General features: G+C 70.7%; 29 protein-coding genes and 1 tRNA gene. 17 read left to right on the top strand and 13 right to left on the bottom strand.

The genetic code is table 11. The annotated features are described in order from the left end of the window. Positions 1 to 32: 32 nt before the first annotated feature. The 5 genes from QT381_RS08490 to rlmN all read right to left on the bottom strand — a co-directional run bounded on the left by QT381_RS08490 (position 33) and on the right by rlmN (position 3,519). Positions 33 to 641, bottom strand: coding sequence for a TetR/AcrR family transcriptional regulator (locus tag QT381_RS08490; protein ID WP_289248466.1), 609 nt, complete (start codon positions 639 to 641; stop codon positions 33 to 35). Positions 642 to 787: 146 nt separating this feature from the next. Then, complete coding sequence (locus QT381_RS08485) at positions 788 to 1,279, bottom strand: CarD family transcriptional regulator (RefSeq protein WP_289248465.1); 492 nt, start codon at positions 1,277 to 1,279, stop codon at positions 788 to 790. A 91-nt stretch (positions 1,280 to 1,370) separates the two neighbouring features. Continuing rightward, complete coding sequence (locus tag QT381_RS08480) at positions 1,371 to 1,643, bottom strand: hypothetical protein (RefSeq protein WP_289248464.1); 273 nt, start codon at positions 1,641 to 1,643, stop codon at positions 1,371 to 1,373. 2 nt (positions 1,644 to 1,645) lie between these two features. Continuing rightward, the gene (locus QT381_RS08475; RefSeq protein ID WP_289248463.1) at positions 1,646 to 2,233 is read right to left on the bottom strand and encodes an HhH-GPD-type base excision DNA repair protein; all 588 of its coding nucleotides are present in this window, start codon (positions 2,231 to 2,233) and stop codon (positions 1,646 to 1,648) included. After that, positions 2,230 to 3,519: a dual-specificity RNA methyltransferase RlmN gene (gene rlmN, locus QT381_RS08470; RefSeq protein WP_289248462.1), complete on the bottom strand. Its 1,290-nt coding sequence runs from the start codon at positions 3,517 to 3,519 to the stop codon at positions 2,230 to 2,232. The genes QT381_RS08475 and rlmN overlap by 4 nt, the downstream gene beginning before the upstream one ends. Positions 3,520 to 3,899: 380 nt before the next feature. Here rlmN and QT381_RS08465 point away from each other — a divergent pair, with 380 nt between their 5' ends. From QT381_RS08465 to QT381_RS08455, 3 genes are all read left to right on the top strand, one after another. Next, on the top strand, positions 3,900 to 4,103 hold the full coding sequence (locus QT381_RS08465) for a cold-shock protein (protein ID WP_289248461.1): 204 nt from the start codon (positions 3,900 to 3,902) through the stop codon (positions 4,101 to 4,103). Positions 4,104 to 4,220: 117 nt separating this feature from the next. Then, a complete protein-coding gene (locus QT381_RS08460) occupies positions 4,221 to 6,893 on the top strand; it encodes a phosphoenolpyruvate carboxylase (RefSeq protein WP_289248460.1) in 2,673 nt (890 codons plus the stop codon). Between the two features lie 58 nt (positions 6,894 to 6,951). After that, the gene (locus QT381_RS08455; protein ID WP_289248459.1) at positions 6,952 to 8,052 is read left to right on the top strand and encodes a siderophore-interacting protein; all 1,101 of its coding nucleotides are present in this window, start codon (positions 6,952 to 6,954) and stop codon (positions 8,050 to 8,052) included. 110 nt (positions 8,053 to 8,162) lie between these two features. On the opposite strand, the gene QT381_RS08450 is transcribed toward QT381_RS08455, so the two are convergent. The 6 genes from QT381_RS08450 to QT381_RS08425 form a co-directional block, all read right to left on the bottom strand. After that, positions 8,163 to 9,176, bottom strand: coding sequence for an ABC transporter substrate-binding protein (locus QT381_RS08450; RefSeq protein ID WP_289248458.1), 1,014 nt, complete (start codon positions 9,174 to 9,176; stop codon positions 8,163 to 8,165). Further along, the gene (locus QT381_RS08445; RefSeq protein ID WP_289248457.1) at positions 9,173 to 10,042 is read right to left on the bottom strand and encodes an ABC transporter ATP-binding protein; all 870 of its coding nucleotides are present in this window, start codon (positions 10,040 to 10,042) and stop codon (positions 9,173 to 9,175) included. The genes QT381_RS08450 and QT381_RS08445 overlap by 4 nt, the downstream gene beginning before the upstream one ends. After that, entirely contained in the window at positions 10,039 to 11,073 is a 1,035-nt protein-coding gene (locus QT381_RS08440) for a FecCD family ABC transporter permease (RefSeq protein WP_289248456.1), read from the bottom strand. The genes QT381_RS08445 and QT381_RS08440 overlap by 4 nt, the downstream gene beginning before the upstream one ends. Next, positions 11,070 to 12,077 (bottom strand): FecCD family ABC transporter permease, encoded by a 1,008-nt coding sequence (locus QT381_RS08435; RefSeq protein ID WP_289248455.1) that lies wholly within the window; start codon positions 12,075 to 12,077, stop codon positions 11,070 to 11,072. Before QT381_RS08435 ends, QT381_RS08440 begins: the two co-directional genes overlap by 4 nt. Before the next feature lie 52 nt (positions 12,078 to 12,129). After that, positions 12,130 to 12,513 carry a hypothetical protein gene (locus QT381_RS08430; RefSeq protein WP_353889761.1) on the bottom strand — a complete coding sequence of 128 codons (384 nt, stop codon included), beginning with the start codon at positions 12,511 to 12,513 and terminating at the stop codon, positions 12,130 to 12,132. 32 nt (positions 12,514 to 12,545) lie between these two features. Beyond that, positions 12,546 to 12,618 (bottom strand) — tRNA-Met (locus QT381_RS08425). A gap of 187 nt (positions 12,619 to 12,805) precedes the next feature. Here QT381_RS08425 and QT381_RS08420 point away from each other — a divergent pair. The 3 genes from QT381_RS08420 (at position 12,806) to QT381_RS08410 (ending at position 14,461) form a co-directional block, all read left to right on the top strand. After that, a complete protein-coding gene (locus tag QT381_RS08420) occupies positions 12,806 to 13,171 on the top strand; it encodes a hypothetical protein (RefSeq protein WP_289248454.1) in 366 nt (121 codons plus the stop codon). Between the two features lie 388 nt (positions 13,172 to 13,559). After that, positions 13,560 to 13,859 carry a DUF2277 domain-containing protein gene (locus QT381_RS08415; protein ID WP_289248453.1) on the top strand — a complete coding sequence of 100 codons (300 nt, stop codon included), beginning with the start codon at positions 13,560 to 13,562 and terminating at the stop codon, positions 13,857 to 13,859. A gap of 20 nt (positions 13,860 to 13,879) precedes the next feature. Further along, complete coding sequence (locus QT381_RS08410; RefSeq protein ID WP_289248452.1) at positions 13,880 to 14,461, top strand: dihydrofolate reductase family protein; 582 nt, start codon at positions 13,880 to 13,882, stop codon at positions 14,459 to 14,461. 501 nt (positions 14,462 to 14,962) lie between these two features. Here the strand turns inward: QT381_RS08410 and QT381_RS08405 are convergent. After that, positions 14,963 to 15,916, bottom strand: coding sequence for a Dyp-type peroxidase (locus QT381_RS08405; protein ID WP_289248451.1), 954 nt, complete (start codon positions 15,914 to 15,916; stop codon positions 14,963 to 14,965). A 39-nt stretch (positions 15,917 to 15,955) separates the two neighbouring features. Between QT381_RS08405 and QT381_RS08400 the strand changes: the two genes are divergently transcribed. The 9 genes from QT381_RS08400 (at position 15,956) to QT381_RS08360 (ending at position 23,341) form a co-directional block, all read left to right on the top strand. Beyond that, positions 15,956 to 16,636 (top strand): DUF421 domain-containing protein, encoded by a 681-nt coding sequence (locus QT381_RS08400; protein WP_289248450.1) that lies wholly within the window; start codon positions 15,956 to 15,958, stop codon positions 16,634 to 16,636. A gap of 304 nt (positions 16,637 to 16,940) precedes the next feature. After that, the gene (locus QT381_RS08395; protein WP_289248449.1) at positions 16,941 to 17,240 is read left to right on the top strand and encodes a hypothetical protein; all 300 of its coding nucleotides are present in this window, start codon (positions 16,941 to 16,943) and stop codon (positions 17,238 to 17,240) included. Positions 17,241 to 17,643: 403 nt separating this feature from the next. Beyond that, complete coding sequence (locus tag QT381_RS08390) at positions 17,644 to 18,120, top strand: hypothetical protein (RefSeq protein WP_289248448.1); 477 nt, start codon at positions 17,644 to 17,646, stop codon at positions 18,118 to 18,120. 811 nt (positions 18,121 to 18,931) lie between these two features. After that, positions 18,932 to 19,252: a hypothetical protein gene (locus QT381_RS08385; protein WP_289248447.1), complete on the top strand. Its 321-nt coding sequence runs from the start codon at positions 18,932 to 18,934 to the stop codon at positions 19,250 to 19,252. Positions 19,253 to 19,701: 449 nt separating this feature from the next. Next, positions 19,702 to 20,097: a hypothetical protein gene (locus QT381_RS08380; protein WP_289248446.1), complete on the top strand. Its 396-nt coding sequence runs from the start codon at positions 19,702 to 19,704 to the stop codon at positions 20,095 to 20,097. A gap of 249 nt (positions 20,098 to 20,346) precedes the next feature. Then, complete coding sequence (locus QT381_RS08375; RefSeq protein ID WP_289248445.1) at positions 20,347 to 20,880, top strand: hypothetical protein; 534 nt, start codon at positions 20,347 to 20,349, stop codon at positions 20,878 to 20,880. A 434-nt stretch (positions 20,881 to 21,314) separates the two neighbouring features. Further along, a complete protein-coding gene (locus tag QT381_RS08370; protein WP_289248444.1) occupies positions 21,315 to 21,710 on the top strand; it encodes a hypothetical protein in 396 nt (131 codons plus the stop codon). A gap of 267 nt (positions 21,711 to 21,977) precedes the next feature. Then, a complete protein-coding gene (locus QT381_RS08365; protein ID WP_289248443.1) occupies positions 21,978 to 22,502 on the top strand; it encodes a hypothetical protein in 525 nt (174 codons plus the stop codon). Continuing rightward, positions 22,478 to 23,341 carry a hypothetical protein gene (locus tag QT381_RS08360; protein WP_289248442.1) on the top strand — a complete coding sequence of 288 codons (864 nt, stop codon included), beginning with the start codon at positions 22,478 to 22,480 and terminating at the stop codon, positions 23,339 to 23,341. Before QT381_RS08365 ends, QT381_RS08360 begins: the two co-directional genes overlap by 25 nt. A gap of 215 nt (positions 23,342 to 23,556) precedes the next feature. Here QT381_RS08360 and QT381_RS08355 read toward each other — a convergent pair whose 3' ends face one another. Further along, positions 23,557 to 24,501, bottom strand: coding sequence for a LysR family transcriptional regulator (locus QT381_RS08355; RefSeq protein ID WP_289248441.1), 945 nt, complete (start codon positions 24,499 to 24,501; stop codon positions 23,557 to 23,559). A gap of 126 nt (positions 24,502 to 24,627) precedes the next feature. On the opposite strand from QT381_RS08355, the gene QT381_RS08350 reads away from it, so the two are divergent. Together QT381_RS08350 and QT381_RS08345 are read left to right on the top strand one after the other, a co-directional pair. Beyond that, positions 24,628 to 25,815: an NAD-dependent formate dehydrogenase gene (locus QT381_RS08350; protein ID WP_289248440.1), complete on the top strand. Its 1,188-nt coding sequence runs from the start codon at positions 24,628 to 24,630 to the stop codon at positions 25,813 to 25,815. 129 nt (positions 25,816 to 25,944) lie between these two features. Beyond that, positions 25,945 to 26,517, top strand: a complete 573-nt coding sequence (locus QT381_RS08345; RefSeq protein ID WP_289248439.1) for an HPP family protein — start codon at positions 25,945 to 25,947, stop codon at positions 26,515 to 26,517. Positions 26,518 to 26,529: the final 12 nt, after the last annotated feature.

Genomic DNA, 26,529 nt, shown 5'->3' with positions numbered 1-26,529 from the left:
AGCTCAGTACCGACCCTCAGCAGGCGTCGACGCTACTCACGCGCTGACAGAGCGGGCGCGTTCGCGCGCATCTGGGCGATCGCGGCATCCAGGGCGGTTTCGAGGTGATAGGTCAGACCAGTCGTCTGCAGGATCACGACGCCGCCCTGGATGCTCGCGAGCAGCGCAGCGGATGTCGCTTCGGCGTCGAGCTGCCGGCCGATCAGGCCGTTCGCCTGCATCTTCTCGATTCCCCGGCGCAAATACCCTTGCCAGTTTTCGAGCAGGGTCCGCGCGATCGCGGTCGCACCGGAATTCGCGTTCACCTGCCGGGTGAGCGCGGTCATGGCGCATGCAGCACCCTCAGCCCGGTAGCGCGCGACGACGGCATCCCGCCATTGCTGCCACGACTCCCAGCTGTCGAGCGCATCGAGATGGGGCCGCTGCTCCTCGATCACGCGACCGGCCTCGAGCCTGGCCACTTCGAGGAACAGCTCGTCCTTCCCTCCCGGGAAGTAGTGGAAGATCTGGCCCTTGCTCGTGCGGGTGGTGGCGCGCACGTCGTCGAGCGTGACGTCGAGGCCCGCCTCTCCGCGCAGGTGCGCGGCGGTGCCCTCGATGATGCGTTGGCGGGTGCGCAGCCCCTTGGCGGTGAGTGCCATGGCGCCAGCCTAACTGGACCGCGCAGTCCAGTTACACATCCGCACGTGTGAGGACGATCTGCGCGCGTGAGGACGCCGCAAACGATCCTCAGGCGCGCAGATCGTCCTCACACGGGGGGGTATTCAGCGCGCGCGGCGTCGCCCGGTCAGGCGGCGTCGTCCGCGAGCACGCGGTCGAGCTCGACCGACGCGTCGTCGTCGCTCAGCGAGAGCGCGAGCGCGAGCTCCGAGATGAGGATCTGGCGGGCCTTCTGCAGCATCCGCTTCTCGCCGGCCGACAGGCCGCTCGCACCCTCGCGGCGCCACAGGTCGCGCACGACCTCGCTCACGCGCAGCACGTTGCCGCTCGCCATCTTCTCCTGGTTGGCCTTGAACCGGCGCGACCAGTTCGACGGCTCCTCGACGACGTCCTCCTGCAGCACCGAGTAGACCCGCTGGACGCCCTCGTCGTCGATGACCGCGCGCACGCCCACGAGGTCGAAGTTGTCGGCCGGCAGCTGGATCTCGAGCTCGCTCGTGTGCACCCGCATCGTCACGTAGGACTTCTTCTCGCCCTTGATGACCTTGTCCTTCACCGCGGTGATGGTCACCGCTCCGTGATGGGGGTAGACGACGGTCTCTCCGACGCGGATGTTCACTGGGCGCTCTCCTCCTGCCCGCTCCTGGCGAGAGAGGGCACCCTATTCTACCCGCTCCCCCGACACGCCGCCGACCGGGCGCGATCGGGCGCTATCGTGCGGCGTTCCCGGCGAGCACCGCGCGGCGCGATCGCCACGACAGCACGCCGAGGATCGCGACCGCGGAGCCGATGCTCGCGACCGCGACGAAGGACCCGATCGACGCCACCGCGACCGCGGAACCGATCGAACCGACCGACAGCACCGAGCCGACGGATGCGATCGACAGCACCGAACCGCGCGATCCGATCGAGAGCACGGAGTCGCGCGACGCGATCGACAGGATCGACCCGGTCGAGCGCAGCATCCGGCGTCCATGCATCATCGTCAGCCCTTCGCGGCGGCCTTGGCGGCGCGCTTGTGCTCGCGCACCCGGGCGAGCGACTCCGTGCTCGTGATGTCGGCGACCGAACGGAACGAGCCCTCCTCGCCATACGCTCCAGCGGCCTCGCGCCAGCCGGATGCGGTGAGGCCGTACTGCTTGCCGAGGAGCGCCAGGAAGATGCGCGCCTTCTGGTCGCCGAAGCCCGGGAGCGCCTTGAGCCGCTTGAGCACCTCGGCGCCGGTGGGCGCGTCCCGCGTCCAGAGCGCCCGGGCGTCGCCGTCCCAGTCGTCGACGAGCGCACGCGCGAGCGCCTGCGCACGGTCGGCCATCGACCCCGGGAAGCGGTGCACGGCGGGCGACTCGGCGAAGAGCGCCCGGAGCGCGTCGGGGTCGGCGTCCGCGATCACGCGCGCCGTGAACGCCCCGATGCCCGCGGCGGCGAGGCGCTCGCTGACCTTGAGCGGGCCGGCGAACGCCGTCTCCATCGCGACCTGCTGATCGAGCAGCATGCCGAGCAGCAGGGCGAGCGGCTCGTCGGAGAGCAGGCGGTCGGCATCCGTCTCGCCCGTGATGTGGAGGCTCGGGCTCACACGAGCACCTCCGCGACGGCGCCGTGCTCCGTCTCGTCGGCGGCGGCGAGCTGGCCGCACGCGCCGTCGATCTCCTTGCCGCGGGTGTCGCGGATCGTCGTCGGCACGCCCGCGGCCTCGAGGATGCGCACGAACTCGTGCTGCACGGGCACCTCCGACGCGGTCCAGATCGAGCCGGGCGTCGGGTTCAGCGGGATGGGGTTGACGTGCACCCAGCCCGTGCCGCGGGCGTTGAGCTTGTCGGCGAGCAGCTGGGCGCGCCAGCCGTGGTCGTTCATGTCCTTGATGAGGGCGTACTCGATCGAGACGCGCCGGCCGGTCGCGTCGAAGTACGCGCGGGCGGCGTCCAGCGCCTCGTCGACCTTCCAGCGCGAGTTGACCGGGATGAGCTCGTCGCGCAGCTCGTCGTCGGGCGCGTGCAGGCTGAGCGCGAACGTCACCGGAATGCGCTCCGCGGCGAGCCTGCCGATCGCCGGCACGAGTCCGACCGTCGAGACGGTGATGTGCCGGGCGCTCATCCCGAGGCCCTCGGGCTGCGGCGCGACCATCGTGCGCACCGCCGACATGAGGCGCGCGTAGTTCGCGAGCGGCTCCCCCATGCCCATGAAGACGATGTTCGTGACACGCTCGTCGTCGTGGTGCGCGGGCCCGAGGCCGCCCTCGCGCACGACCCGGTTCGCCCGCACGACCTGCTCCACGATCTCCGCGGCCGACATGTTGCGGGTGAGCCCCGCCTGGCCGGTGGCGCAGAACGGGCAGTTCATGCCGCATCCGGCCTGGCTCGAGACGCACAGCGTGATGCGGCCCGGGTAGCGCATGAGCACCGACTCGACGAGGGCGCCGTCGTTCAGCTTCCAGAGGAACTTGATCGTGTCGCCCTTGTCCGTCGTCAGGCGACGGACCTCGGTCATGAGCTCGGGGAGCAGTCCGCGGACGAGCTCCTCGCGGCCGGTCGCGGGAAGGTCGGTCATCTCGGCCGGGTCGGACGTGTAGCGGCCGAAGTAGTGCGTCGCGAGCTGCTTCGCGCGGAAGCCCGGGAGGCCCAGCTCCTTCACGCGCTCAACACGCTGCTCGGGGGTGAGGTCGGCGAAGTGCACGGGCGGCTTGCCGCGCTTCGGGCTCGCGAACTGCAGCAGCGGGCGTCCGTCGGACCCGAGCTTCTGCGACCACCCCTCCGTCGCGGGGCGCACCTGCGGGCGCCCTTCGAGAGCCTCAGCGGCCGCGGATGCCTCCGGGACCTCGGGAGCCTCGGGGACCGCGGATGCGGCGGGATCGTCGACGGGCATGGTCCCCAGGCTACCGGCGGGGCGCCGCGCCCATCGCGATCGGGGCGGCCCGGCCGCTTCTCGACCCGGATTCCCGAGAAATATGGCGTCATGCGGTGCATATCCGATGTTTCCGCGCTACTGTCGTCCCAGCGATCGGCGCTCCGCCCTTGGCGTCACTGTGTATTCGAACACGAGCATCACCTCTACCGATCGGCTCAATCCATCTTCTCCACCGCCTCACCCGTCGACCTCGAACCGGGCGCGAGCGCGCGACCCGGCATAGGGGCACGCGCGCGTGGAGACCAGCGTCCGTCGCACCTTGCGACGGCGAGCGCGTCGGCGATCGCCGACCGCAGCGAGGGGCCGACACGGCCCGCGAATAGTGAGTAGGAAAAACAATGCCCACAGGCACCGTCAAGTGGTTCAACGCCGAGAAGGGCTACGGATTCATCGCCCCCGATGACGGGAGCGCCGACCTTTTCGCGCACTTCCGCGCCATCACCGGCACCGGATACCGCAGCCTCGAGGAGAACCAGAAGGTCGAGTTCGAGGTCGGCCAGGGTCAGAAGGGCCCGCAGGCCGAGAACATCCGCGTTCTCTGATCCGCATGTCGATGGGGCGTCCCGCCAGCGGGGCGCCCCATCGCTGCACGCTCCCTGACCGCCCGCCGACCGCTCGCTGGTACGAAACGGAAACATCGGCACCGTAGCGTTGTCCCCATGCAGGACTTCACGCGGACCGAGGCCATCGACATCGTCGGACGGTTCGAGGCGGGCCAGGAGATCCCCGAGCAGATCCGCTCGGACGTTCGGCTGCTCGGCCAGCTGCTCGGCACCGTGCTCGCCGAGAGCGGATCCCCCGAGCTCCTCGACGACGTCGAGCGGCTCCGCCTCGCGACCATCCAGGCGTACACGGATGAGACCCCAGAGGCGTTCGCGCGCGCCGCGGAGATCGCCGACTCGTTCACGATCGACCGCGCGGACGAGGTCGCCCGCGCGTTCACCGCGTACTTCCACCTCACGAACCTCGCCGAGGAGCACCACCGCGTGCGCGTGCTGCGCGAGCGCGACGGCCGGCCCCCGCGCCAGGACCCCACCGACTCCGTCGGCGAGGCGTTCGCGCAGCTCACCGCCGAGATCGGCGAGGAAGCCGCGCACGAGCGGCTCGCCGCGCTCCGCTTCCACCCGGTCTTCACAGCGCACCCCACCGAGGCGCGCCGGCGCGCGGTGTCCGACAGCATCCGTCGGCTCTCCGACCTGCTCGACGAGCTCGACGGCTCCGCGGGCGGGGTCGACCGCGCGCGCGTCGAGCGCAGCATGCTCGAGGAGGTCGACACGCTGTGGCGCACCGCGCCGCTGCGCCCCGAGAAGCCGACGCCCACCGACGAGGTGCGCGCCATCATGGCCGTCTTCGACGAGACGCTCTACACGTCGATCCCCGACATCTACCGGCGCATCGACGACGCGCTGCAGGGCGGGGCGTCGGGCGCCGTGCCCCCGGTCGTGCCGCCGTTCGTCCGACTCGGCACCTGGGTCGGCGGCGACCGCGACGGCAACCCGTTCGTCACCGCATCCGTCACCAAGAAGGCCGCGGGCATCGCGAGCGAGCACGTGCTGCTCGGCCTCGAGCGCACCGCCGCGCGGGTCGGACGCGGGCTGACCCTTGACGCGACGACCACGCCGCCGTCCGACGCGCTCGTCGCCCTCTGGCAGCGCCTGCGGGCCGCCGACGAGGAGGCCGCAGCCGAGATCGCCAAGCGCTCCCCCGACGAGCCGCACCGCCGCATCCTGCTGCTCATCGCGCGCCGCGTCGCCGCGACCCGCACGCGCAACGCCGACCTCGCCTACACCGCGCCCGAGCAGCTGCTCGAGGAGCTGCGGATCGTGCAGCACTCGCTCGTCGCGGCCGGTGCCGCGCGGCAGGCGTACGGACACCTGCAGCACCTGGTCTGGCAGGTCGAGACGTTCGGGTTCCACCTCGCCGAGCTCGAGGTGCGCCAGCACTCCGCCGTGCACCGCCGGGTGCTCGCGGAGATCGAGTCGGGCGAGCCGCTCAGCGAGCTGGCCGAGGAGGTGCTCGAGGTCGTCCGCACGATCGCGCAGGTGCAGCGTCGCTACGGACTGCGGGCCGCCGGCCGGTACATCGTCTCGTTCACGCAGTCCGCCGAGGACCTCGCGAACGTGCACCGGCTCGCGCGCGCGGCCGTCGGTCCGACCGGCACGCCGCCCGTGCTCGACGTCGTGCCGCTGTTCGAGACGTTCGCCGACCTGCAGGCGGCGCCCGGCATCCTCGCGGAGATCGTCGAGCACCCCGAGTTCGCGTCGCGTCTCGACGAGACCGGCCGCCGGCTCGAGGTCATGCTCGGCTACTCGGACTCGTCGAAGGACGTCGGCCCGGTGGCCGCGACCCTCGCGCTCTACGAGGCGCAGCAGCGCATCGCGACGTGGGCGGACGACAGCGACATCACGCTCACGCTGTTCCACGGGCGCGGCGGCGCGCTCGGCCGCGGCGGCGGTCCTGCGAACTCGGCGATCCTCGCCCAGCCGCCGCACTCGGTCGACGGCCGCTTCAAGCTCACCGAGCAGGGCGAGGTCATCTTCGCCCGCTACGGCGACCAGCACATCGCGATGCGGCACATCGACCAGGTCGCGGCCGCCGTGCTGCTGCAGTCGGCGCCGTCGATCGAGGCGCGCAACGAGGACGCCGCGGCGCGGTACGCGGACGTCGCCGCGACGATGGATGCCGCATCCCGCACCCGCTTCTTCGAGCTCGTGAAGGCGCCCGGCTTCGCCCCGTGGTTCGCGACCGTGACACCGATGGAGGAGCTCGGCTCGCTCGCCCTCGGCTCGAGACCGGCGCGGCGCGGGCTCTCCGTCGAGTCGCTCGAAGACCTGCGCGCGATCCCGTGGGTCTTCGCCTGGACGCAGGCGCGCATCAACCTCGCGGGCTGGTTCGGCCTCGGCACCGCGCTCGAGGCCGTCGGCGACCTCGAGCGCCTGTCGGTCGCATACCGCGAGTGGCCGCTGTTCCGCACGATGATCGACAACGTGGCGATGGGGCTCGCGAAGAGCGACGGCCGCATCGCGCGCCACTACCTCGCGCTCGGCGATCGCGACGACCTCGCGGCGCTCGTCCTGGAGGAGATGGAGCTCACGCGCTCGTGGGTGATCCGCATCGTCGGCGGCGGCGAGCTGCTCGCCAACCGTCCGGTGCTGCAGCGGGCCGTCAAGCTGCGCAGCCCCTACGTCGACGCGCTCTCGCTGCTGCAGCTGCGCGCGCTGCGGCACCTGCGCGCGCAGCCCGCGCCGGACGCAGCGGATGCCGCTGAGCTGCACCGCCTGCTGCTGCTGTCGGTGAGCGGGGTCGCCGCCGGCCTGCAGAACACCGGCTGATCCTGACGATCCTCCTCGCTGAGGTTAGGGTTACCTAACTTTCGGGTATCGTGGCGGGGTGCCCTCTCCGTTCATCGTCACCACCGTCTCCGTCACCGACGTGCTCCGCGTCTCGCCGAGCTTCGTGCGGGTGACGTTCCGCGGCGACGAGCTCGCCGACTTCGGCACCGTCGGTGCGGCGTGGGACCAGCGGATCAAACTCATCTTCCCGCCCGAGTCGGGTGTGCTTCCGGCGATCGTCGGCGCCGACGCGTGGTGGGATGCCTGGAGAACCCTGCCCGAGGAGTCGCGCGGATCGATGCGCACCTACTCCATCCGCGACCTCGTCGGCGAGGGTGACGAGCGCCGGCTCGTCGTCGACTTCGTGCTGCACCTCGTGCCGGGCGCGACCGGGCCGGCCTCGACGTGGGCCGCGGCGGCCGGGCGGGGCGACGCCCTCCTCGTCGTCGGGCCGCGCCGCAGCAGCACGGAAGGCGGCGGCATCGAGTTCGCGCCCGGCGATGCGGACCACATCGTGCTCGCGGGAGACGAGACCGCCGTGCCCGCGATGGCGCGCATCCTCGCCGATCTGCCGGACGACGCGTCCGGCGCGGCGTTCCTCGAGGTGCCCGAGTCGGCGGACATCGACGAGCTCGTCGCCCCGGCGGGGATCGCGCTGCACTGGCTGCCGCGCGACGGCGCCGCGGTCGGCTCCCGGCTGCTCCCCCGGGTCGTCGAGCACCTCGGCGGCCGGGCGGACGACGCTCGCTTCGCCCTCGAGCTCGCCGCGCGGACCGCTACGCGCGACGCCGCGCGGGGCGGGACCAGCGTCGCGCGGGGCACAGCTACGCGCGACGCCGCGCGGGGCGGGACCAGCGTCGCGCAGGGCACAGCCGTCGTCGGCACGATGGCCGACACCGACGCGACGGACCGCGAGGATGCTGCGGCGGCCGACGAGGAGATCACCGACGAGGAGATCTGGGAGACGCCGACGCATCCCGCAGCGGACGGGCAGCTCCCGGCGGCCTCCCCCGGCATCCCCGGGCTCTACGCCTGGATCGCGGGCGAGAGCGGCGTGGTCACGGCCATCCGCCGACACCTCGTGCGCGACCTCGGCGTCGACCGGGGTCAGGTCGCGTTCATGGGCTACTGGCGCGAGGGCGTCGCGATGCGCGCCTGACCCGCCGCGGCTCCCCTCTTTCCCGTGTGAGGACGTTCTGCGCGTGTGAGGACGGCCCGGGCCGTCCTCACACGCGCAGAACGTCCTCACACGGGAAAGAGGGGTGGCGGCTAGAGAGTCTTCGCCGCCGCGAGCTCGTCCGCGAGCTCCTGGTAGATCGACGCGTACTGCTTGTAGGAGTACGGCGCCGAGGCGTACCAGTTGTAGACCTGGCCGGCCTTCACCGCGGGCAGGTTCGCCCAGGTCGGCACGCCCTTCAGGGCATCGGCGACGGAGTCGTAGTTGCGAGCGTCGACGAGGATGACGTCGGCATCCGCATAGTCGGAGGCGTGCTCCCAGCTCACCTGCTTGAACACCTGGCCGTCGGGGTCGACCGGCGGGAGCACGTCGAGCCCCTGGGCCGTGAGCGTCGCGAACTCGGGCAGCTTCGACGGGTCCGCGACGTACAGGCTGTCGGTCGCGGGCGACACCACGACGACCTTCAGGTGGGATGTCGACGCGACCTTCTTGACCGACGCGAGCGCGTCGTCGTACGCCTTCTTGTCGGCGGCGAGCGCGGCGCTCTTCGTGTCGGCGCCGAGCTTTCCGGCGAGGTCGACGAACGTCTGGATCGCGTCATCCGTGTTCGCGGGCGAGCCGTTGATGCCGATGCCGGGCGCGATCGCGTAGATCTGGTCCGCCTGCTCGGCCGGCACGTACCAGAGCGTCTTGTCGTCGAAGGTGTAGTCGACGATGAGCTGCGGATCGAGCAGCGCGAAGTCCTCGATGTCGAACTCGCCGTAGGTGCTGCCGATGACCTTGAGGTCGTCGACGGGCAGGTCGCCCACCTGGTAGCTGTACTTCCCGTCGGCGCCCTTCGCGAGCTCCCCGTAGGCACCCGCGACGGTGTACCCCGCGTCGTAGAGCGCGGCGGCGACGGTCGCCTGCGCGACGACCGTCGTGGGCACGCTGTCGAGCGTGACCGTCTGGCCGCGCGCGTCGGTGTACGAGAAGCCCCCGGCGGGCGCGGGCGACGTCGCGCCCGGATCCGCCCCGTCGGTCGCGCCGCTGCTGCACGCGGTCAGCGCGACGGCTGCCGCGAAGGCGAGGGTGAGGCCCGCGATGCGGGTGGTTCGACGGTTCACTGTGGGGTGTCTCCTTCTCTCGGGCGGATGCCGTGGTGCGGCGAGCGCCGCGGAACGACGAGCGGGGTGCCGGACTCCGGGTCGGGGATGACCGTGCACGCGAGGCCGAACACCTCCTCGACGAGGTCGGGGGTGATGATCGCGAGCGGGTCGCCCTGGGCGACGATCGCGCCGTCCTTCATGGCGACGAGGTGCGTCGCGTAGCGCGCGGCGAGGTTGAGGTCGTGCAGCACGGCCACGAGCGTGTATCCGCTCTCGAGGCGCAGGCGTGCGCACAGGTCGAGCACGTCGATCTGGTGCGCGATGTCGAGGAACGTGGTCGGCTCATCGAGCAGCAGGATGTCGGTCTGCTGCGCGAGGGACATCGCGAGCCAGACGCGCTGCCGCTGCCCGCCCGAGAGCTCGTCGAACGCGCGATCGGCGAGATCGGCGGTGTCGGTGAGCTCCAGGGCGCGCGCCACGGCAGCGGCATCCGCCGGCGACCACTGGCGCAGGATGCTCTGGTGCGGATAGCGTCCGCGCGCGACGAGGTCGGCGACACCGATGGCATCCGGTGCGGTCTGCGTCTGCGGCAGCAGGCCGAGCCGGCGGGCGACCTCCTTCGAGGCGTAGTCGTGGATGCGCCGGTCGTCGAGCAGCACCTCGCCCGCGGACGGCTCGATCAGTCGCGCGAGCCCGCGCAGCAGCGTCGACTTGCCGCTGCCGTTCGCGCCGACGATGACCGTGAACGATCCGTCGGGCACGGCGAGATCGAGCCGGTCGACGATGGGCGCGTCGCCGTAACCGAGGCTGACGCCCTCCGCGCGCAGGCGCTCCGAGCCGGTGCCTCCGGTGATGCCCACGCCCGTGCCTTCGGTGTCGATCATGCGCGTCCTCTCCGCCACTCGCGCCCGAGCAGCCACGCAAGGTACGCACCGCCGACGAGACCGGTGAGCACGCCGACCGGCAGCTGCCGCGGCTGGAACGCCTCGCGCGCGGCGAGGTCGGTGATGACGAGCAGCACGGCACCGGTGAGCCCCGCGACGACGGCGTTCGGCCCGGTCGCGCCGGTCAGCCGCCGGGCGACCTGGGGGGCGGCGAGCGCGATGAACTGGATGGGCCCGGCGACCGCGACGGCACCGGACGCGAGCAGCACGCCGAGCACGATCGTGCCGAGCCGCACGCGTCCGGGGTGCAGTCCGAGGCTCGCCGACCGGTCGTCGGCGAACTCGCCGAGGGTGAGCGCGGGCCCGAGCACGGCGGCCGCGACGAGCCCGACCGCGACGAGCGGCGCGAGCATCGCGACCTCGGGCCAGCCGCGCCCCGCGAGGTTGCCGACGAGCCACACGGATGCGCTCTGCGCGTCGTAGAGCTGCGCGCGCACGATGAGCGTCGAGTTCACCGCGAGCAGGATGGCGCCGCCGCCGATTCCGACGAGCACGAGCCGCAGCGGCGCGACCCCGCCCCGCGACGACAGGCCGAAGATGATCGCGGCCGTGAGCGCACCGCCGACGACCGCGCCGACGGATGTCGCGAGCACGCCGCCGTGGAGCACGAGCATCGCCACGAGCGCGCCGGTCGACGCGCCGGCGTCGAAGCCGATGACATCCGGGCTGCCGAGCGGGTTGCGCGTGACCGACTGGAACAGCGCCCCCGCGAGTCCGAGCGTCGCACCGACGAGGGCCGCGGTGAGCACGCGCGGCAGGCGCAGCGTGCCGACGAGGAGCTCGTCCACGGCGGAGCCGCGCCCCACGAGCACCGCGAGCACGTCGGAGACGGCGACCGGATGCGCCCCGAGCGAGAGCGAGGCGAGCACCGCCCCGGCGAGCGCGACGACGAGCGCCCCGCCGACGAGCGCGGCCCGGCGGTGCACGCGCACGGACCAGCCGCCGACCGCGAGCACGGAGACGGCGGTCACGCGGCGACCAGCCGGCGTCGGCGCACGATCGCGATGAACACCGGTCCGCCGAGGATCGCGGTCATGATGCCCGCCTCGATCTCCGCGCCGGGCACGACGACGCGACCCACGACATCCGCTAGCACGAGGAACGCCGACGCGATGAGCATCGAGAGCGGCACCACGAGCCGCTGATCGGGCCCGACGATCGCGCGAGCGACGTGCGGCACGGTGAGTCCGACGAACGCGATCGGCCCCGCGACCGCGGTCGACGCACCGCAGAGCAGCGTGACGGCGATCGCGGTGAGCGCGCGCGTGCGGCCGATGCGCAGACCGAGCGCTCGGGAGCTGTCGTCCCCGAGCGCGAGCGCGTTGAGCCCCGGCGCGACGACGAGCGCGAGCACGGCGCCGGCGACGAGGAACGGCAGCGCCGAGACGAGGGTGTCGAGCCCGCGGTTCACGACGGAACCGACCGTCCAGAACCGGAACCGGTCGAAGTTCTCCTGGTTGCTCAGCGCGAGCGCGTTGATGTAGCTGTACAGCACGGCGGTCAGCGCGGCGCCCGCGAGCGCGAGGCGCGCGGGGGTCGCGGCGGCGCGGCCGCCGGAGCCGAGCAGGTAGACGGCGACGGATGCCACGGCCGCCCCCGCGAGCGCGAGCCACATCTGCGCGGTGCTGCTCGTGACGCCGAGGAACGCGAAGCCCGTGACGACCGCGGCGGCCGCCCCGGCGTTGACGCCGAGCAGGCCGGGATCGGCGAGCGGGTTGCGCGTGAGCGCCTGCATGAGGGCGCCCGCGGCGCCGAGCGCGGCGCCGCAGACGAGTGCGACGAGGGTGCGGTCGAGCCGCAGACCGCGCACGATGTCGACCGCGTCGCCGCTGCCGCCGTCGACGAGGGCGCGCACGACGTCGACCGGCGAGAGCGCCCGGCTGCCCACCATGAGGCTGAGCAGCACGGCCACGACGACCGCCGCCGCGGAGAGGATGAACGCGAGGGAGCGCGGTCCGGCGGAACGAGTGAGCATGACCGGGTTAGGTTAGCCTAACCTTTCGGTCGATGTCGAACGCCCCGGCACGTCACGGCCCGAACGGGCGCTCCGCTCCCCCGGACGACGGCGCCCACCGGCGCAACGCGCCGGGCGCGGGGAACCCGATCTCGTGGTCGACCCGCGGCCCGTCGATCGCGCCCCAGTCCTCCTCCTTGAGACGGATGCGGTCGGCCGAGACCTCGGTGATCCGCACCCGCGTCCAGCGCTCGCCGGTCCACAGCTCGTACGGTTCGGCGAGGTAGCCGATGCCGCGCTCCTCGAGCGCCTGCTCGCCGGTCAGCCAGTCGACGGCATCCGTCAGGTCGCGACCCAGCAGATCGATCGCGACGAATCCGTCGCGCTCGGGCCGCAGCCAGCCGATGAGCTCGCGGTCGCCTCGGCGGTGCTCGATCCAGTCGGCGGGCACGCTCACGGCTCCAGGCTAGGCGCGCTCGCGGCGATGAGACGCGACGGGAGGGCTCGAACCTCCGACCTCACGATTATGAGTCGTGCGCTCTACCGACTGAGCTACATCGCGGTGATGCCCCACCATCGCAAACGGATGCCGTGATCGCGACCGTCGCGCAACCTCGCGTAACCCGGCCCCGTGCCCGGCGCGCCCCCGCGGCGACGTGCGCCGCATCGACGCCGCCTCGCCCGCATCCGCGCCCCTTCCGCGGCGTCCACCGTTGCGGCCGGGTCGAACCCGGACCACGCTGGTCGACATGCGCTCCCGATGGTCCGTGCGATCCCGCAACTCGCTGCTGTCGATCGGCTCCACCGAGTCGATCCTGTCGATCGGGTCGGTCGGGTCGGTGCTGTCCATCGGCTCCGCGGCGTCGTTCGCCTCGATCGGCTCGCTCGCCTCGGCGATGTCGGCGCTCTCGGCCGGGTCGTTCCAGTCCACCCGTTCGATGCTGTCCGGTCAGTCGGACGCGTCGGTGCTGTCGTGGCAGCGCCATGGTGCCGTCCTCGGCACGCGCGACGTGCCGCGGGGATTCGGGCCGTGGCTGCGGTCCGGGGCGGTCCTCGGCGCCGCGGCCGCGGTCGCGTTCGGCTGGTGGCGCCTCGGACATCGGGCGAGCGCGTGACGGATGCGGCGACGCCCGTAGCGCGGATCGACTAGCGCGGATCGACTGGCGCGGATCGACGCCGGGCCGCGCCGAATGTCTCGCGCGCTCGGCCGCGGGCGAGCCCGTGCCGGTGCTCGGGTCGGGGTCGGGCTCGGGGCGGTGCTCGGGGCGGTGCTCGGGGTCGGGGTCGGGGCGCGCCCATGCTCGGGGCTCGGGGCTCGGGGCTCGGGGCTCGGGGCTCGGGGCTCGGGCTCGGGGTCGGGCTCGGGGCGGTGCTCGGGGTCGGGGCCGTGCCCGTGCTCGGGTCGTGCCCGCGCCCGTCCCCGTGCCCGCGCTCGGGGCCGCACCGGCCGCGAGAGGCTCGAGAAGCCGTGCGCCGACGGCGGACCGCGCCTATCCTCGCCGCATGTGCCGCAACATCCGCTGCCTTCACAACTTCGAACCGGCGACGACCGACGAGGAGGTGCGCGAGGCTGCGCTGCAGTTCGTGCGCAAGGTGAGCGGGTCGACTCATCCGTCGCGCGCGAACAGCGAGGCGTTCGAGCGCGCGATCGACGAGATCGCCCTCGCCACCCGCCGGCTGCTCGACGGCCTGGTCACGAACGCCCCGCCGAAGGACCGCGAGGCCGAGGCGCTCAAGGGCCGAGCACGCCACGAGAAGCGCATGGAGCGCGAAGTGCGCATCCGCACCGCGCCCGCGTCCTGACCAACACCAAGGAGAACCACATGAGCGCACGCTTCGTGTACTGGATGAATGTCTCGCTCGACCTGTTCATCGAGCGCGACGACGACGAGCAGGGCGGAGGTGACTGGCTGCGCATCACCGATCGGCTGCACGCGGACTTCAACGAGCGCGCCCGGGCGCTCACCGCGATGGTGCAGGGCCGCCGCGTCTACGAGACCATGGAGAACTTCTGGCCGGCCGCGCGCGACGACGAGTCCCTCGAGCCGGTGCTGCGCGAGTACGGCGCGATCTGGACCGACGCGCCGAAGGTGCTCGTCTCCCGCAAGCGCACGGATGCCCCGCACTCGACCCGCGCGATCGGTGCCGATGGCGACGCGATCGAGCAACTGGCACGGATGCGGGCCGAGAGCGACGGGGACATCGGCGTCGGCGGTGCGGACCTGGCCACCCAGCTGCTCGACGCCGGACTGCTCGACGAGCTCGTGCTCTACGTGCACCCGGTCGTGCTCGGCACGGGACGCCCCCTGTTCGACGGCCAGCGCTCCCCCGTGCAGCTCGACCTCGTCGAACTGCGAGCTTTCGACGAGGGCGTCGCCCTGCACCGCTACGCGATCCGGCGCTGACCACCTCGCCCGCGAGCGTCACGCCCCGCCGGGCGCGCGTGACGCCCCGCCGGGCGCGCGCGACGCCTCGCCCATGTGGGTCACGCCTGACCGGGCGCGCGTGACGCCCCGCCGGGCGCGCGTGACGCCTCGTCCACGTGCGTCACGCGTTGACCGGGCGCGCGTTACGCCTCGCGGGCGACGAGCCCCGCGGTCAGCGCTCGGCGCCCTCCCGCGCCGTGCTCCGCCCCTCACCCGAGCGAGTTACTCGAAACGAGCCGGAATTCCGGCCGGCCTCGGGTAACTCGCTCGGGTGAGAGACAGCTCCCGGGAAACACGCTCGGGCAAGAGACCACCCCCGACAAACGCGCTCGGGCAAGAGACCACCCCCGACAAACGCGCTCGGGCAAGAGACCACCCCCAACAAACACGCTCGGGCGAGCGCCTCGTCAAAGCTCGCGACGGGTTCAGCGAGCGCGTCGACGACGAGGGCACCCGGTGCTGCGCGTCTGAGCGCGCGGCTCAGCCGCCGAGTGCGTCGAGCATCCCCGCGGTCGGGGCGAAGAACGTGCACCCGACGACCGGGGTCGAGAAGTCGAGCAGCCGGTCGTGCAGCCCCGGCGGGTCGCCGATGAACATGCGTTCCAGCATCCGCTCGGTCACCCAGAGGTGTCGCGAGTAGCCGATGAAGTAGGTGCCGAACGCGCCGGATCCGGGCGTGCCGAACGGCATGTTGTCGCGCAGGATGTCGTGCTCGCCCTCGTCGTCCTCGATGGTCGAGAGCGTCTTGTGCGACTTCTGTCCCGACACGGCGTCGTCGAGCTCGGTGTTGTCGGCCTTGCGGCGACCGATGATCGCCTCCTGCTGCTCCGTGGTCAGGCTCGCCCAGGCCGCGGTGTCGTGGAGGTACTTCTGCGCGACCACGTAGCTGCCCCCCGCGAACGCCGGATCCTCGTCGCCGACGAGAGTGGAGGCGGGCACGGCGGGTCCGACCGGGTTGGCGGTGCCGTCGACGAAGCCGAGCAGGTCGCGCGTGTCGAAGTAGCGGAAGCCGACGGTCTCGTCGGCGACCGTGACCGAGTCCCCGAGCGTGTCGAGCAGCTGCCGTTCGAACTCGAAGCACAGGTCGTACCGATCGGAACGGATGTGGAACAGCAGGTCGCCGGGGGTCGCGACCGCCGTGTGCACGGCGCCGGCGACGACGCGGAACGGATGCAGCTCCCGCGGCCCCGGCGCGCCCATGATCCGCTCCCAGACCCGGCTCCCGATGCCGACCGTGATCGCGAGCGAGGCGCCGAGGTCGCGGAACGCGACGTTCTTCGTCAGGTCGGAGACCGATCCGAGACCGTCGCGTACGGCCTCCGTCGCGGCATCGCCGTCCGCGACGGACAGGATGAGGAAGATCGACGATCTCGTGAGCGGAGCGTCGACCTTCTGCGGCTCGATCGGAACCCGGCGGCCCGCGTCAGCATCCATGGCATTCTCCTCGCGCGCTCATGACGAGATCATGGTCGCATGTGGGATTCGCTGTTCTCGATGGACGTCTCGGTGTGGGAGAAGGTGCTGCGCACCGTTCTGCTCTACGTGTTCCTTCTCGTGGCCCTGCGGCTGAGCGGCAAACGGCTGATGGCCCAGCTCACGACGTTCGACTTCATCCTGCTGCTGCTCGTCTCGAACACCGTGCAGAACGGACTCATCGGCGACGACAACACCGTCAGCGGCGCGGTCATCGGTGCCGTCGTGCTGTTCGCACTGAACGGGGTGCTCGCGTACGTGCTGTTCCGCAGCCGGCGCGCGCAGAACCTCGTGTCGGGACCGGCGGTCGAGCTGGTGCACGACGGCGAACCCGACCCGGATGCCCTCCGCAGGCAGCGCTTCACGCACGCGGACCTGAAGATCGCGCTCCAGGATGCCGGGGTCACGGACATCTCGACGGTCAAGAACGCGCGGCTCGAGCCGAACGGTCAGGTGCTCGTGCACCTCAGGCCCGAGCACGACCCGTCGACGGCCGACCTGCTCGCCGCGATCGACGCCCTCCGCGACCGCGTCGACGCGCTCACCGCGGCGCTCGGGACGCCCGCGGCTGGCGGATCCGCGGCACCCGGCGCCGCGAGCACTCCGGGCGAACAGCGTGATCCGGGCGCTGCTCCCGGCGCCGCTCCCGGCGCTGCCCCCGGCGAGTCGACGGCTCAGTAGCCGCCCGGATCACCCGCCGCGGATGTGGAAACCGCGGGCGCGAACGGATGCGGTTGCCTGCCTTCGTCGCCATGCGAAGGGGAGCGATCATTCGTGCTCGTTCCGCTCGTCGCCGTGCTTCTTACAGGCTGCACAGGACAATCACACAGGACAATCAGAACCACAGGCTGCTATCTCAGCTTCGCCGCCGAGGGCGCTCCCCATCTCTGGGGAGGACGCCGAGGCACTGTTCGCTGATTACCTCGCCATGAGCGACTCGGTATCCGAAGACGGGGGCGTCCAGGTCGAGCGAGTCGCTCCGTACGTGACCGCACGCTACCTCGACGTCGAACGACGGAGTGCCGGCGCCCTGGAGAAGGCTGGTGTTCACCAGGTGGGCGCCAACTCATTCGATGGATTTCGGGTGCAGCAGGCGACGCCCGAGAGTCTCACTGCGTATGCCTGCCTCGACAGTTCCGCCTCCGACCTCGTTGACGAGAACGGAACGTCCGCTGTGGTGGCAGGAACGCCGGAACGGCAAACGGTGGAAATCAGGTTCGCCGAGACGTCCGACGGGCTGAAGGTCGACGGGATGAAGTTGTGGGACTCGGCATCAACCTGTTAGTCGCACTGTCCATCACGGCAATGCTCCCCTCGTCGGCCTCGTCGGCCTCGTCGGCCTCGTCGGCCTCGGGGGACGACTCCACGTGCACGCCGATCGAGATCGCTTCCGGCGTTTGTCCAGAGGTTGCGGGTGTGACCGACGGCAAGACGGTGGACGTGGCGGCTCGCTCGCGTGTGGCGAGCACGCGCCCGCACTCGCCCGCTCGCGCCGGCGCTCGCCCGCGTCTGAGGACGCTTTGGGCGTTTGAGGACGGTTCAAACCGTCCTCAAACGCCCAAACCGTCCTCAGACGCGACCCGGCGCCGCCGCGACACCACGGATGTGGAAACCGCCGGCGCGAACGGATGCGGTTGCCTACCTTCGTCGCCATGCGCAGGGTGGGGTTGGCCGGCGGAGTCCTGGCGATGGCTCTGCTCTCGGGCTGCGCATCCTCGCCATTGCCCGCGGCTTCCGCGTCGGCGACCGTGAGCGCTTCCGCGATCGACGCGGCGGATGCTGAGCGCGCGTTCGGCGACTACCTGGCGATGGCCGACCAGGTCGCGCAGGAGGGAGGCGCCGATGTCCAGCGCATCGACGGATTGGTATCACCGGCCCATCGCGACGTCGAACACGACATTGCCGGAGCTTTTGCGGCCAACGAGGTGCATCAGGAGGGAGCGAGCGTCTATTCGAGCTTCACGGTGCAGCGGTCATCGCCTGACAGACTGTCGGCTTACCTGTGTCTGGACACGTCGAACCTGCGTCTTCTCACGGCCGACGGGCTGAAGGTGCAGGGCGTGATCACGGCGGCGAAGCGCACCATGGTCGTGGACCTCGTCACGTCTGACGGTCGAATCGTTCTTGATCGGATGGCGCCGTGGTCCGACGGCTCGCTCTGCTAGTGCTGGCCGTGCTCGCGGTGTCCGGCCCCGTGGCCACGCATGCCGACGAGCCACCGCCGATCGATTGCGGCGCGTCCGTGTGTCCGGGCGAGATCGAGGCGACCGTGACCGACTCAACGGTCGATCTCGCGGGAACCATCGCCAATCGAATTGCGGCGCAACGGGCCTCCGAGAGTGGGAGGACGGACGACACGCACACCTCGACCGGACGCGAGACGCAGGGCGGGACCACGAACGCCGCTCCGGCGCTGTTGGGGAATGACTGTGTGTATTCGCGGCCGGTGGATCCGGGGTTGGATGTGTGTGGCGAGCACGTGACGGATGAGGACACGGGTGGGGTGGTGGTGACACTGTCGGATGTGGCCCGGTTCGCGCCCGGCCGTGGGATGGTGTTCCTGGAGCCGGAGGGGTGGGCCCTGGAGGGGTTGCCGATGAACGCGTACGGGGCGCCGGTACCGGCCCCGGGTGCTGAACACACGCCCGCGTACGCCCGCACTTGCCCGCACTCGCCCGCGTCTGAGGACGCGACCCGGCGCCGCCGCGACACCGCGGATGTGGAAACCGCGGGCGCGAACGGATGCGGTTGCCTACCTTCGTCGCCATGCGAGTTGTGCGGATGCCCCTCGCTGTGCTGCTACTTGGACCCCTGCTCATCGCGAGTGGCTGCGCGGCAGATACGCCCCGACGCACTAGCGCGCCGAGCGTTGCCAGCACGCACGGAGCCCCGACCGATCTCCTGAATCGCGGGAAGAATGCACTATCCGAATACATTTCAGCCGCCGATGCCGTCGCTGCCAATGGAGGTGACGGCGTGTATTCGATCCAGGACCTTGTGACCCCCCAATTTTTTACGTCGGAACTGGCGACCGCCGCAACGCTGAAGAGCGGCGCAGTGCATCAGGACGGGTCGACACACTTGCGCAATGTAAGTCTTCAATCATTCGATGAAACAAAGATTGTACTCTACGTTTGCCTCGATAATTCACAAGTTCGACTTCTCGACAAAACAGGCGCGAATGTATTGCCTGATACCGCCATGGTAGCCAAGTCGGTCACTGCTGAGTTTCAGGTGGAAAACGGGCAACTTCTGATGAACGGATTTCGACCGTGGTTGGCTTCGTCTATCTGCTAGTCGCAACGGCTACCTTGGCGATAGGCGCCCCCGCGGTGATAGGCCCGAGCGCGGCGCCAATTCCCGCAGCCGGCTGCGGGAAGTTCGATATAAGTGCCGACGACTGCGCGCAATCTGCTTCGATCATAGACGGGAGCGTGGAGATCCGCGGGAAGCTGAAGAACATCATTGATGGGGCGGAAACCCGCGAGCAGACAATCACGACACGGACGAGCGACGGTAACCCCGCGGATGACGCGGGCACCGACGTGTCGGCGGCTCCGGCGCTGTTGGGGAATGACTGTGTGTATTCGTGGCCGGTGGATCCGGGGTCGGATGTGTGTGGGGAGCACGTGTCGGATGAGGACACGGGTGGGGTGGTGGTGACGCTGTCGGATGTGGCCCGGTTCGCGCCGGGCCGTGGGGTGGTGTTTCTGGAGCCGGAGGGGTGGGCTCTGGTGGGGTTGCCGATGAACGCGTACGGGGCGCCGGCACCGGTGACGGCATCCGGGGTGTTGTTCGGTGCCGCGGTGCAGGTGCGGTTCACGGCCCTGTCGTGGCGGTGGGACTTCGGCGACGGTGTGGTGCTCGACACGGTGACGGCGGGCGGCAGCTGGCACACGCTCGGGCAGGACGAGTTCACCACAACCGACTCGAGCCACGTGTATGCGGGCCGGGGCACGGTGCAGGTGGTCGCGGACGTGATCTACCGTGCCGAGTACCGGTTCGCGGGCGTCCAGGAGTGGACACCGGTCGAGGGCACGTTGACGGTCCGCTCCGGGGAGTGGGACGTGCTCGTGGGCACGGCATCCACCGTGCTCGTGAACGGATCCTGCACACAGAACCCCACCGGCCCCGGCTGCTGAACACACGCCCGCACACGCCCGAGTACGCCCGCACACGCCCGCACACGCCCGCACACGCCCGCACACGCCCGCACACGACTGCGCTCGACTGCGCTCGACTGCGCTCGACTGCGCTCGACTGCGTCTGAGGACGCTTTGGGCGTCTGAGGACGGTTTGATCCGTCCTCAAACGCCCAAACCGTCCTCACACGCGGCCCGGCGCCGCCGCGACACCGCGGATGTGGAAATCGCCGGCGCGAACGGATGCGGTTGCCTACCTTCGTCGCCATGCAAACGCGATCGTGGACGACCCTCGTCGCGGTCGCACTGCTGCTTTCCGGGTGCACGGCAACGGAACCGCCCGAGAATCACCCCACGAGCGACCCACCCGCGCCTGACCAGGCGACCCGTGAGCAAGTGCTGTCAGCGCTCGAGAGCTACATTCGGGTGAGCGACGGCGTCTATCAGGCCGGCGGCTCGTCAGTGGATGAACTGACACCGCTCGTCACTCCCGACCAACTCGAGCGAGAGCGCCGCGTCGCAGCCGCGTTCGCTCAAGCGGAAGTCCACCAGGTCGGCAGCAACCAAATCACTCACGTCTCGTTGCAGGCGCAAGACGCGGGCTCCGTGCACGCATACCTCTGCCTCGACGGGTCGAACAGCGATGTCGTCGACGCACACGGCAACTCGGCTGTCAAGGAAGGCACCCCGGAGAGGCAGTCGTTCGTCGCAAACCTCGAAAAGGGGGATGGGAAGTTGCTGATGGACGGGATGGAGCCATGGTCGGGCAACTCGGTGTGCTGATTGCGGTCGTCAACACGCTGCTCATCGCCTCACCCGCCTCAGCACAGGCGGCAGACTCACCTCGTGGCTGTCCGGCAGCGCTGGCCAACATCGGATTGTGCACCGAGTCGGCATCGGTTGACGGCGCCAACTCGACGGTAGACGTGACCGCGCAAATCGTTGATCAGGTCCGTACATCGACACCGGGCGGCACCACGACCCAAGGTGGTAGCGGGTCGACGAGTTCCTCGACGGGTTCGGCGGCTCCGGCGCTGTTGGGGAATGACTGTGTGTATTCGTGGCCGGTGGATCCGGGGTCGGATGTGTGTGGGGAGCACGTGTCGGATGAGGACACGGGTGGGGTGGTGGTGACGCTGTCGGATGTGGCCCGGTTCGCGCCGGGCCGTGGGGTGGTGTTTCTGGAGCCGGAGGGGTGGGCTCTGGTGGGGTTGCCGATGAACGCGTACGGGGCGCCGGCACCGGTGACGGCATCCGGGGTGTTGTTCGGTGCCGCGGTGCAGGTGCGGTTCACGGCCCTGTCGTGGCGGTGGGACTTCGGCGACGGTGTGGTGCTCGACACGGTGACGGCGGGCGGCAGCTGGCACACGCTCGGGCAGGACGAGTTCACCACGACCGACTCGAGCCACGTGTATGCGGGCCGGGGCACGGTGCAGGTGGTCGCGGACGTGATCTACCGTGCCGAGTACCGGTTCGCGGGCGTCCAGGAGTGGACACCGGTCGAGGGCACGTTGACGGTCCGCTCCGGGGAGTGGGACGTGCTCGTGGGCACGGCATCCACCGTGCTCGTGAACGGATCCTGCACACAGAACCCCGCCGGCCCCGGCTGCTGAACACACGCCCGCACACGCCCGAGTACGCCCGCACACGCCCGCACACGCCCGCGCTCGACTGCGCACGACTGCGCTCGACTGCGCTCGACTGCGCTCGACTGCGCTCGACTGCGCTCGACTGCGTCTGAGGACGCTTTGGGCGTCTGAGGACGGTTTGATCCGTCCTCAAACGCCCAAACCGTCCTCACACGCGGCCCGGCGCCGCCGCGACACCGCGGATGTGGAAATCGCCGGCGCGAACGGATGCGGTTGCCTACCTTCGTCGCCATGCGCGTGCTCCCGTTGGTGCCGGCGACGATTGCAGTCGTCGTCACATGCGGGTGCTCGCCGTCGGCGTCGCCACCCACCCCCACAGCCATAGTGTCGTCTCCGCATGCCAGCGCGCATGTGGTGGGTGCTGCGGAGGCCGAAGCGGTATTCGCGCAGTATCTACAGGTCACAGACCAGATAGCGCAGGACGGTGGAGTCGGCGCTGATCGTCTCGATGATTTCGTCGCGGGCACCCAGCGTGAACTCGAACGTGAGACCGCCCAAGCGATACTGGAAAATTCAGTACACCAGATCGGTTCCAGCTCGTATCGCTCATTCACTGTGCAGCAATCAACTGGCGCGGGGCTCAGTGCGTACGTTTGTCTCGATCGATCCCATGTCGATGTGGTCACTTCGGAAGGGCTCAGTCTCGACGAACAGTCGATCAAATTCAAACGTACGATGCTCGTGAGAGTGAGCGCGAATGACGACGGGCTTCGTGTTGAGTGGATGAGGCCGTGGGCCGGTATGTCAGTCTGCTGATCGTGATCACTGCACTGCTTGTGCCGGCAGCACCGAGTGAGTCCAATGGCATCGAGCAGCCCGCAGACAGTTCGTGCCCAGCGCTCACCTGCGCTGCGAGCAGCTCGGGAATCGATGGAACGATCGAATCCAACTCGCTCACGATTTCCGGATGGATTCGCCAAGAGGTCGAAACTGCCGCTCGAACGCATGAAAATGTGACAGACCTCGAACATCACGGCGACACCGCCGGTGCCGATGAGCAGGAGATCGCTCCGGCGCTGTTGGGGAATGACTGTGTGTATTCGCGGCCGGTGGATCCGGGGTCGGATGTGTGTGGGGAGCACGTGTCGGATGAGGACACGGGTGGGGTGGTGGTGACGCTGTCGGATGTGGCCCGGTTCGCGCCGGGCCGTGGGGTGGTGTTCCTGGAGCCGGAGGGGTGGGCTCTGGTGGGGTTGCCGATGAACGCGTACGGGGCGCCGGCACCGGTGACGGCATCCGGGGTGTTGTTCGGTGCCGCGGTGCAGGTGCGGTTCACGGCCCTGTCGTGGCGGTGGGACTTCGGCGACGGTGTGGTGCTCGACACGGTGACGGCGGGCGGCAGCTGGCGCACGCTCGGGCAGGACGAGTTCACCACAACCGACTCGAGCCACGTGTATGCGGGCCGGGGCACGGTGCAGGTGGTCGCGGACGTGATCTACCGTGCCGAGTACCGGTTCGCGGGCGTCCAGGAGTGGACACCGGTCGAGGGCACGTTGACGGTCCGCTCCGGGGAGTGGGACGTGCTCGTGGGCACGGCATCCACCGTGCTCGTGAACGGATCCTGCACACAGAACCCCACCGGCCCCGGCTGCTGAACACACGCCCGCACACGCCCGCACACGCCCGCGCTCGACTGCGTCTGAGGACGCTTTGGGCGTTTGAGGACGGTTTGATCCGTCCTCAAACGCCCAAACCGTCCTCACACACGCGACCCGGCCCGACGCTACTCGACCCGGCCCGACGCGGCCTGGCGCCGCCGCGCGGCCCGGCGCAGGCGCACGGCCCGGCGCCGCCGCACGGCCGGGCGAGCTCAGCCGATCGGGCGGGTCGGCAGCAGCGCCGGCACCCCCGCGGACGCCGCGCGCAGCAGCTGCCGGGCGCCGTGCGACGCGGGCTCGGCCCCGTGTCGCCAGACCGCGCCGAGCTGGCGCACGAACTCCACCCGGGTGACGCCGACGCGCACGAGTCGACCGTCCCGCACGTACTTCTCGGCCGGCAGCGTGCTGATCACCGCGGGCGCGACGTTCGCGGCCGCGGCCTCGAGCACCGCGGTGTTGCTCGGCAGCTCGAGCGCCGGCTCGGCGAGCTCGGAGCGCTCGACGCCGTGGGCGGTGAGCGCCGCCGCCATCACGGCACGGCATCCGGACCCGGCCTCGCGGGTCACGAGCGGCGCCTTCGCGAGCGTCCACGCGCTCACCCGCTCCCCTCGCGCCCACGGATGCCCGGGCGCCACGTACACCCCGAGCTCGTCCGCGGCGAGTGGTCGGTAGCGCAGCCCGGGCGGCGGCGCCTCGGCCTCGACGAAGCCCAGGTCCGCCTGCGCGTCGGAGACGAGCCGCACGACCTCGCGCGTGTTCGTCGCGACCGACGCGACCCGTCGAGCGTCGTTCCCGCTCGCGGCGTAGGCGGCGATCCAGCGCGGCAGGAAGAACTCCGCGACGGTCAGGCTGCTCGCCACGGTCACCACCGCATCCGTCGTGAACAGCCCGCCGATCCCGGCGTCGAGAGCGGATGCCGCGTGCAGCACCGGGGCGGCGAGCGACAGCAGCGCCGCGCCGTCGGCGGTGAGCTCGGAGGAGCGCGACGAGCGCGTCACGAGCACGCGGCCGAGGCTGTTCTCCAGTCGCCGCAGGCGTCCGGATGCGGCCTGCTGGGTGGTCTGCAGCTCCCCCGCCGCGAGGGTGATCGAGCGGGTGCGGGCGATCGCGGCGAGCAATTCCAGCGCCCGGAGATCGGGCAACCGGCTGCTCAGCACGTCGTCAGTGTAGCCACAACGCCGTGTTGTGCAGGCCCAACGCGGCGTACGGTGTGCCCAGGGCGACGGGTGCCTACCGTGAAGGACGTGGGCGCCGAACGAGCGCCCGTGGCTGATGGAGATGACGTGGCAAAGATTCTGATCGTCCTGTACCCCGACCCGGTGACCGGCTACCCGCCGGACTACGCGCGGGACAGCATCCCCGTGATCAAGGAATACCCGGGAGGCGTCGCACTGCCGTCCCCGAAGGCCATCGACTTCGTGCCGGGTCACCTGCTGGGCTCCGTCTCCGGCAACCTCGGCCTGAAGGACTGGCTCGAGACCGAGGGGCACACCGTCGTCGTGACCGACGACAAGGAGGGTCCCGACTCGGTGTTCGAGCGCGAGCTGCCGGATGCCGACGTCGTGATCTCGCAGCCGTTCTGGCCGGCCTACCTCACCGCCGAGCGGATCGCTCGGGCCGAGAAGCTGCAGCTCGTCATCACGGCCGGCATCGGATCGGACCACACCGACCTCAACGCCGCGAACGCTCGCGGCATCACCGTGGCCGAGGTGACGTACAGCAACAGCATCGGCGTCGCCGAGCACACCGTCATGCAGGTGCTCGTGCTGGTGCGCGACTTCGTCAAGCAGCACCAGATCGCCGTAGACGGCGGCTGGAACATCGCGGATGCCGTCGAGCGCTCGTACGACCTGGAGGGGATGCGCGTCGGCGTCTTCGCCGCCGGCCGGATCGGCCGCGCCGTGATCGAGCGGCTCGCGCCGTTCGGGGTGCGCCTGAGCTACACCGACCGGTTCCGACTGCCCGCGGAGTACGAGGAGAAGTACGGACTCACCTTCCACGAGAGCATCGAGGAGCTCGTGAAGGAGATCGACGTGCTCACCGTGCACGCACCGCTCACCGACGAGACCCGCGGCCTGCTGAACGACGAGCTGCTGGCGACCATGACCCGCGGCGCCTACATCGTCAACCCGGCCCGTGGCGCGATCGCCGACCGCGACGCGATCGTGCGCGCGCTCGAGTCGGGCCGGCTCGCCGGCTACGCGGGCGACGTGTGGGACCCGCAGCCCGCTCCGGCCGACCACCCGTGGCGCACCATGCCCCACAACGCGATGACGACCCACACCTCGGGCACGTCGCTGTCCGGCCAGGCGCGCTACGCGGCCGGCACGCGCGAGATCCTCGAGAACTGGTTCGAGGGCGCGCCGATCCGGCCCGAGTACCTCATCGTCGAGGGCGGCGCGTACCAGGGCACGGGCGCGCACTCCTACGCGAAGCAGCCCGTGCACGCGGACGAGCAGCAAGCGTCGTAAGGCGAACACGCTGCGCGCAGCGCGCGGCGAGGAGCACGTGGGTCCGGCCCACGTGCCCCTCGCCGCTGCCCGCCGCTGCCCCGCCGCCGCTGCCGTCCCACGCCCGCCAGCCGAGTCCCAGGAATCCCGATGAACGAGCCGTCGCCGCCCCCGATGGAGGGCGGAACCCTGCGCGCGCGGGTCTGGCAGCGCATCCGTCCGGCGCAGAGCGCGCTGCCCTGGCACACCGTCGTGGCCGCGTCGGTGTCCGGAGCGATCACGATCGCCATCCTCGGCGCGGCCGGCGACGTCGCCGGCACCCCGATCCTGATCGCCGCCTTCGGCTCCTCGTGCGTGCTCGTGTTCCTGCTCCCCGACGCCCCGCTCTCGAAGCCGATCAACGTCGTCGGCGGGCACCTCATCGCCGCGCTGTGCGGGCTCGCGGTGCACGAGCTGCTCCCCACCACGTGGTGGAGTCTCGGCCTCTCGGTCGGCATCGCGATGGCCGCGATGGCCGCGGCCCGCGTCATCCACCCGCCCGCCGGCGGAACCCCGATCGCGATCCTGCTCGCCCACGAGGGCTGGAGCTACCTCGTCACGCCCGTGCTCGTCGGCGCGCTCGTGCTGAGCGCGTGCGCGCTGACCTACCGCCTCGTGCTCACCCGGTTCCAGAACCGGGCCCGCACGGCGGGCGCCGGCGACGAACCGGGGAGAGCGAGCTGAGTCCGTCGCGCG

Source organism: Galbitalea sp. SE-J8 (assembly GCF_030345695.1).
Classification (GTDB): Bacteria; Actinomycetota; Actinomycetes; order Actinomycetales; family Microbacteriaceae; genus JAUASV01.
Note: the sequence above shows the minus strand (reverse complement) of the source record. Positions and strands in the feature narration are given on the sequence as shown.

Excerpts from the sequence above, each read along its gene's own strand:
- QT381_RS08490 (WP_289248466.1), bottom strand. The coding sequence starts at position 641 with ATGGCACTCACCGCCAAGGGGCTGCGCACCCGCCAACGCATCATCGAG.
- QT381_RS08480 (WP_289248464.1), bottom strand. The coding sequence starts at position 1,643 with ATGATGCATGGACGCCGGATGCTGCGCTCGACCGGGTCGATCCTGTCG.
- rlmN (WP_289248462.1), bottom strand. The coding sequence starts at position 3,519 with ATGCCCGTCGACGATCCCGCCGCATCCGCGGTCCCCGAGGCTCCCGAG.
- QT381_RS08465 (WP_289248461.1), top strand. The coding sequence starts at position 3,900 with ATGCCCACAGGCACCGTCAAGTGGTTCAACGCCGAGAAGGGCTACGGA.
- QT381_RS08460 (WP_289248460.1), top strand. The coding sequence starts at position 4,221 with ATGCAGGACTTCACGCGGACCGAGGCCATCGACATCGTCGGACGGTTC.
- QT381_RS08445 (WP_289248457.1), bottom strand. The coding sequence starts at position 10,042 with ATGATCGACACCGAAGGCACGGGCGTGGGCATCACCGGAGGCACCGGC.
- QT381_RS08435 (WP_289248455.1), bottom strand. The coding sequence starts at position 12,077 with ATGCTCACTCGTTCCGCCGGACCGCGCTCCCTCGCGTTCATCCTCTCC.
- QT381_RS08420 (WP_289248454.1), top strand. The coding sequence starts at position 12,806 with ATGCGCTCCCGATGGTCCGTGCGATCCCGCAACTCGCTGCTGTCGATC.
- QT381_RS08415 (WP_289248453.1), top strand. The coding sequence starts at position 13,560 with ATGTGCCGCAACATCCGCTGCCTTCACAACTTCGAACCGGCGACGACC.
- QT381_RS08410 (WP_289248452.1), top strand. The coding sequence starts at position 13,880 with ATGAGCGCACGCTTCGTGTACTGGATGAATGTCTCGCTCGACCTGTTC.
- QT381_RS08405 (WP_289248451.1), bottom strand. The coding sequence starts at position 15,916 with ATGGATGCTGACGCGGGCCGCCGGGTTCCGATCGAGCCGCAGAAGGTC.
- QT381_RS08400 (WP_289248450.1), top strand. The coding sequence starts at position 15,956 with ATGTGGGATTCGCTGTTCTCGATGGACGTCTCGGTGTGGGAGAAGGTG.
- QT381_RS08390 (WP_289248448.1), top strand. The coding sequence starts at position 17,644 with ATGGCTCTGCTCTCGGGCTGCGCATCCTCGCCATTGCCCGCGGCTTCC.
- QT381_RS08380 (WP_289248446.1), top strand. The coding sequence starts at position 19,702 with ATGAACGCGTACGGGGCGCCGGCACCGGTGACGGCATCCGGGGTGTTG.
- QT381_RS08370 (WP_289248444.1), top strand. The coding sequence starts at position 21,315 with ATGAACGCGTACGGGGCGCCGGCACCGGTGACGGCATCCGGGGTGTTG.
- QT381_RS08365 (WP_289248443.1), top strand. The coding sequence starts at position 21,978 with ATGCGCGTGCTCCCGTTGGTGCCGGCGACGATTGCAGTCGTCGTCACA.
- QT381_RS08345 (WP_289248439.1), top strand. The coding sequence starts at position 25,945 with ATGAACGAGCCGTCGCCGCCCCCGATGGAGGGCGGAACCCTGCGCGCG.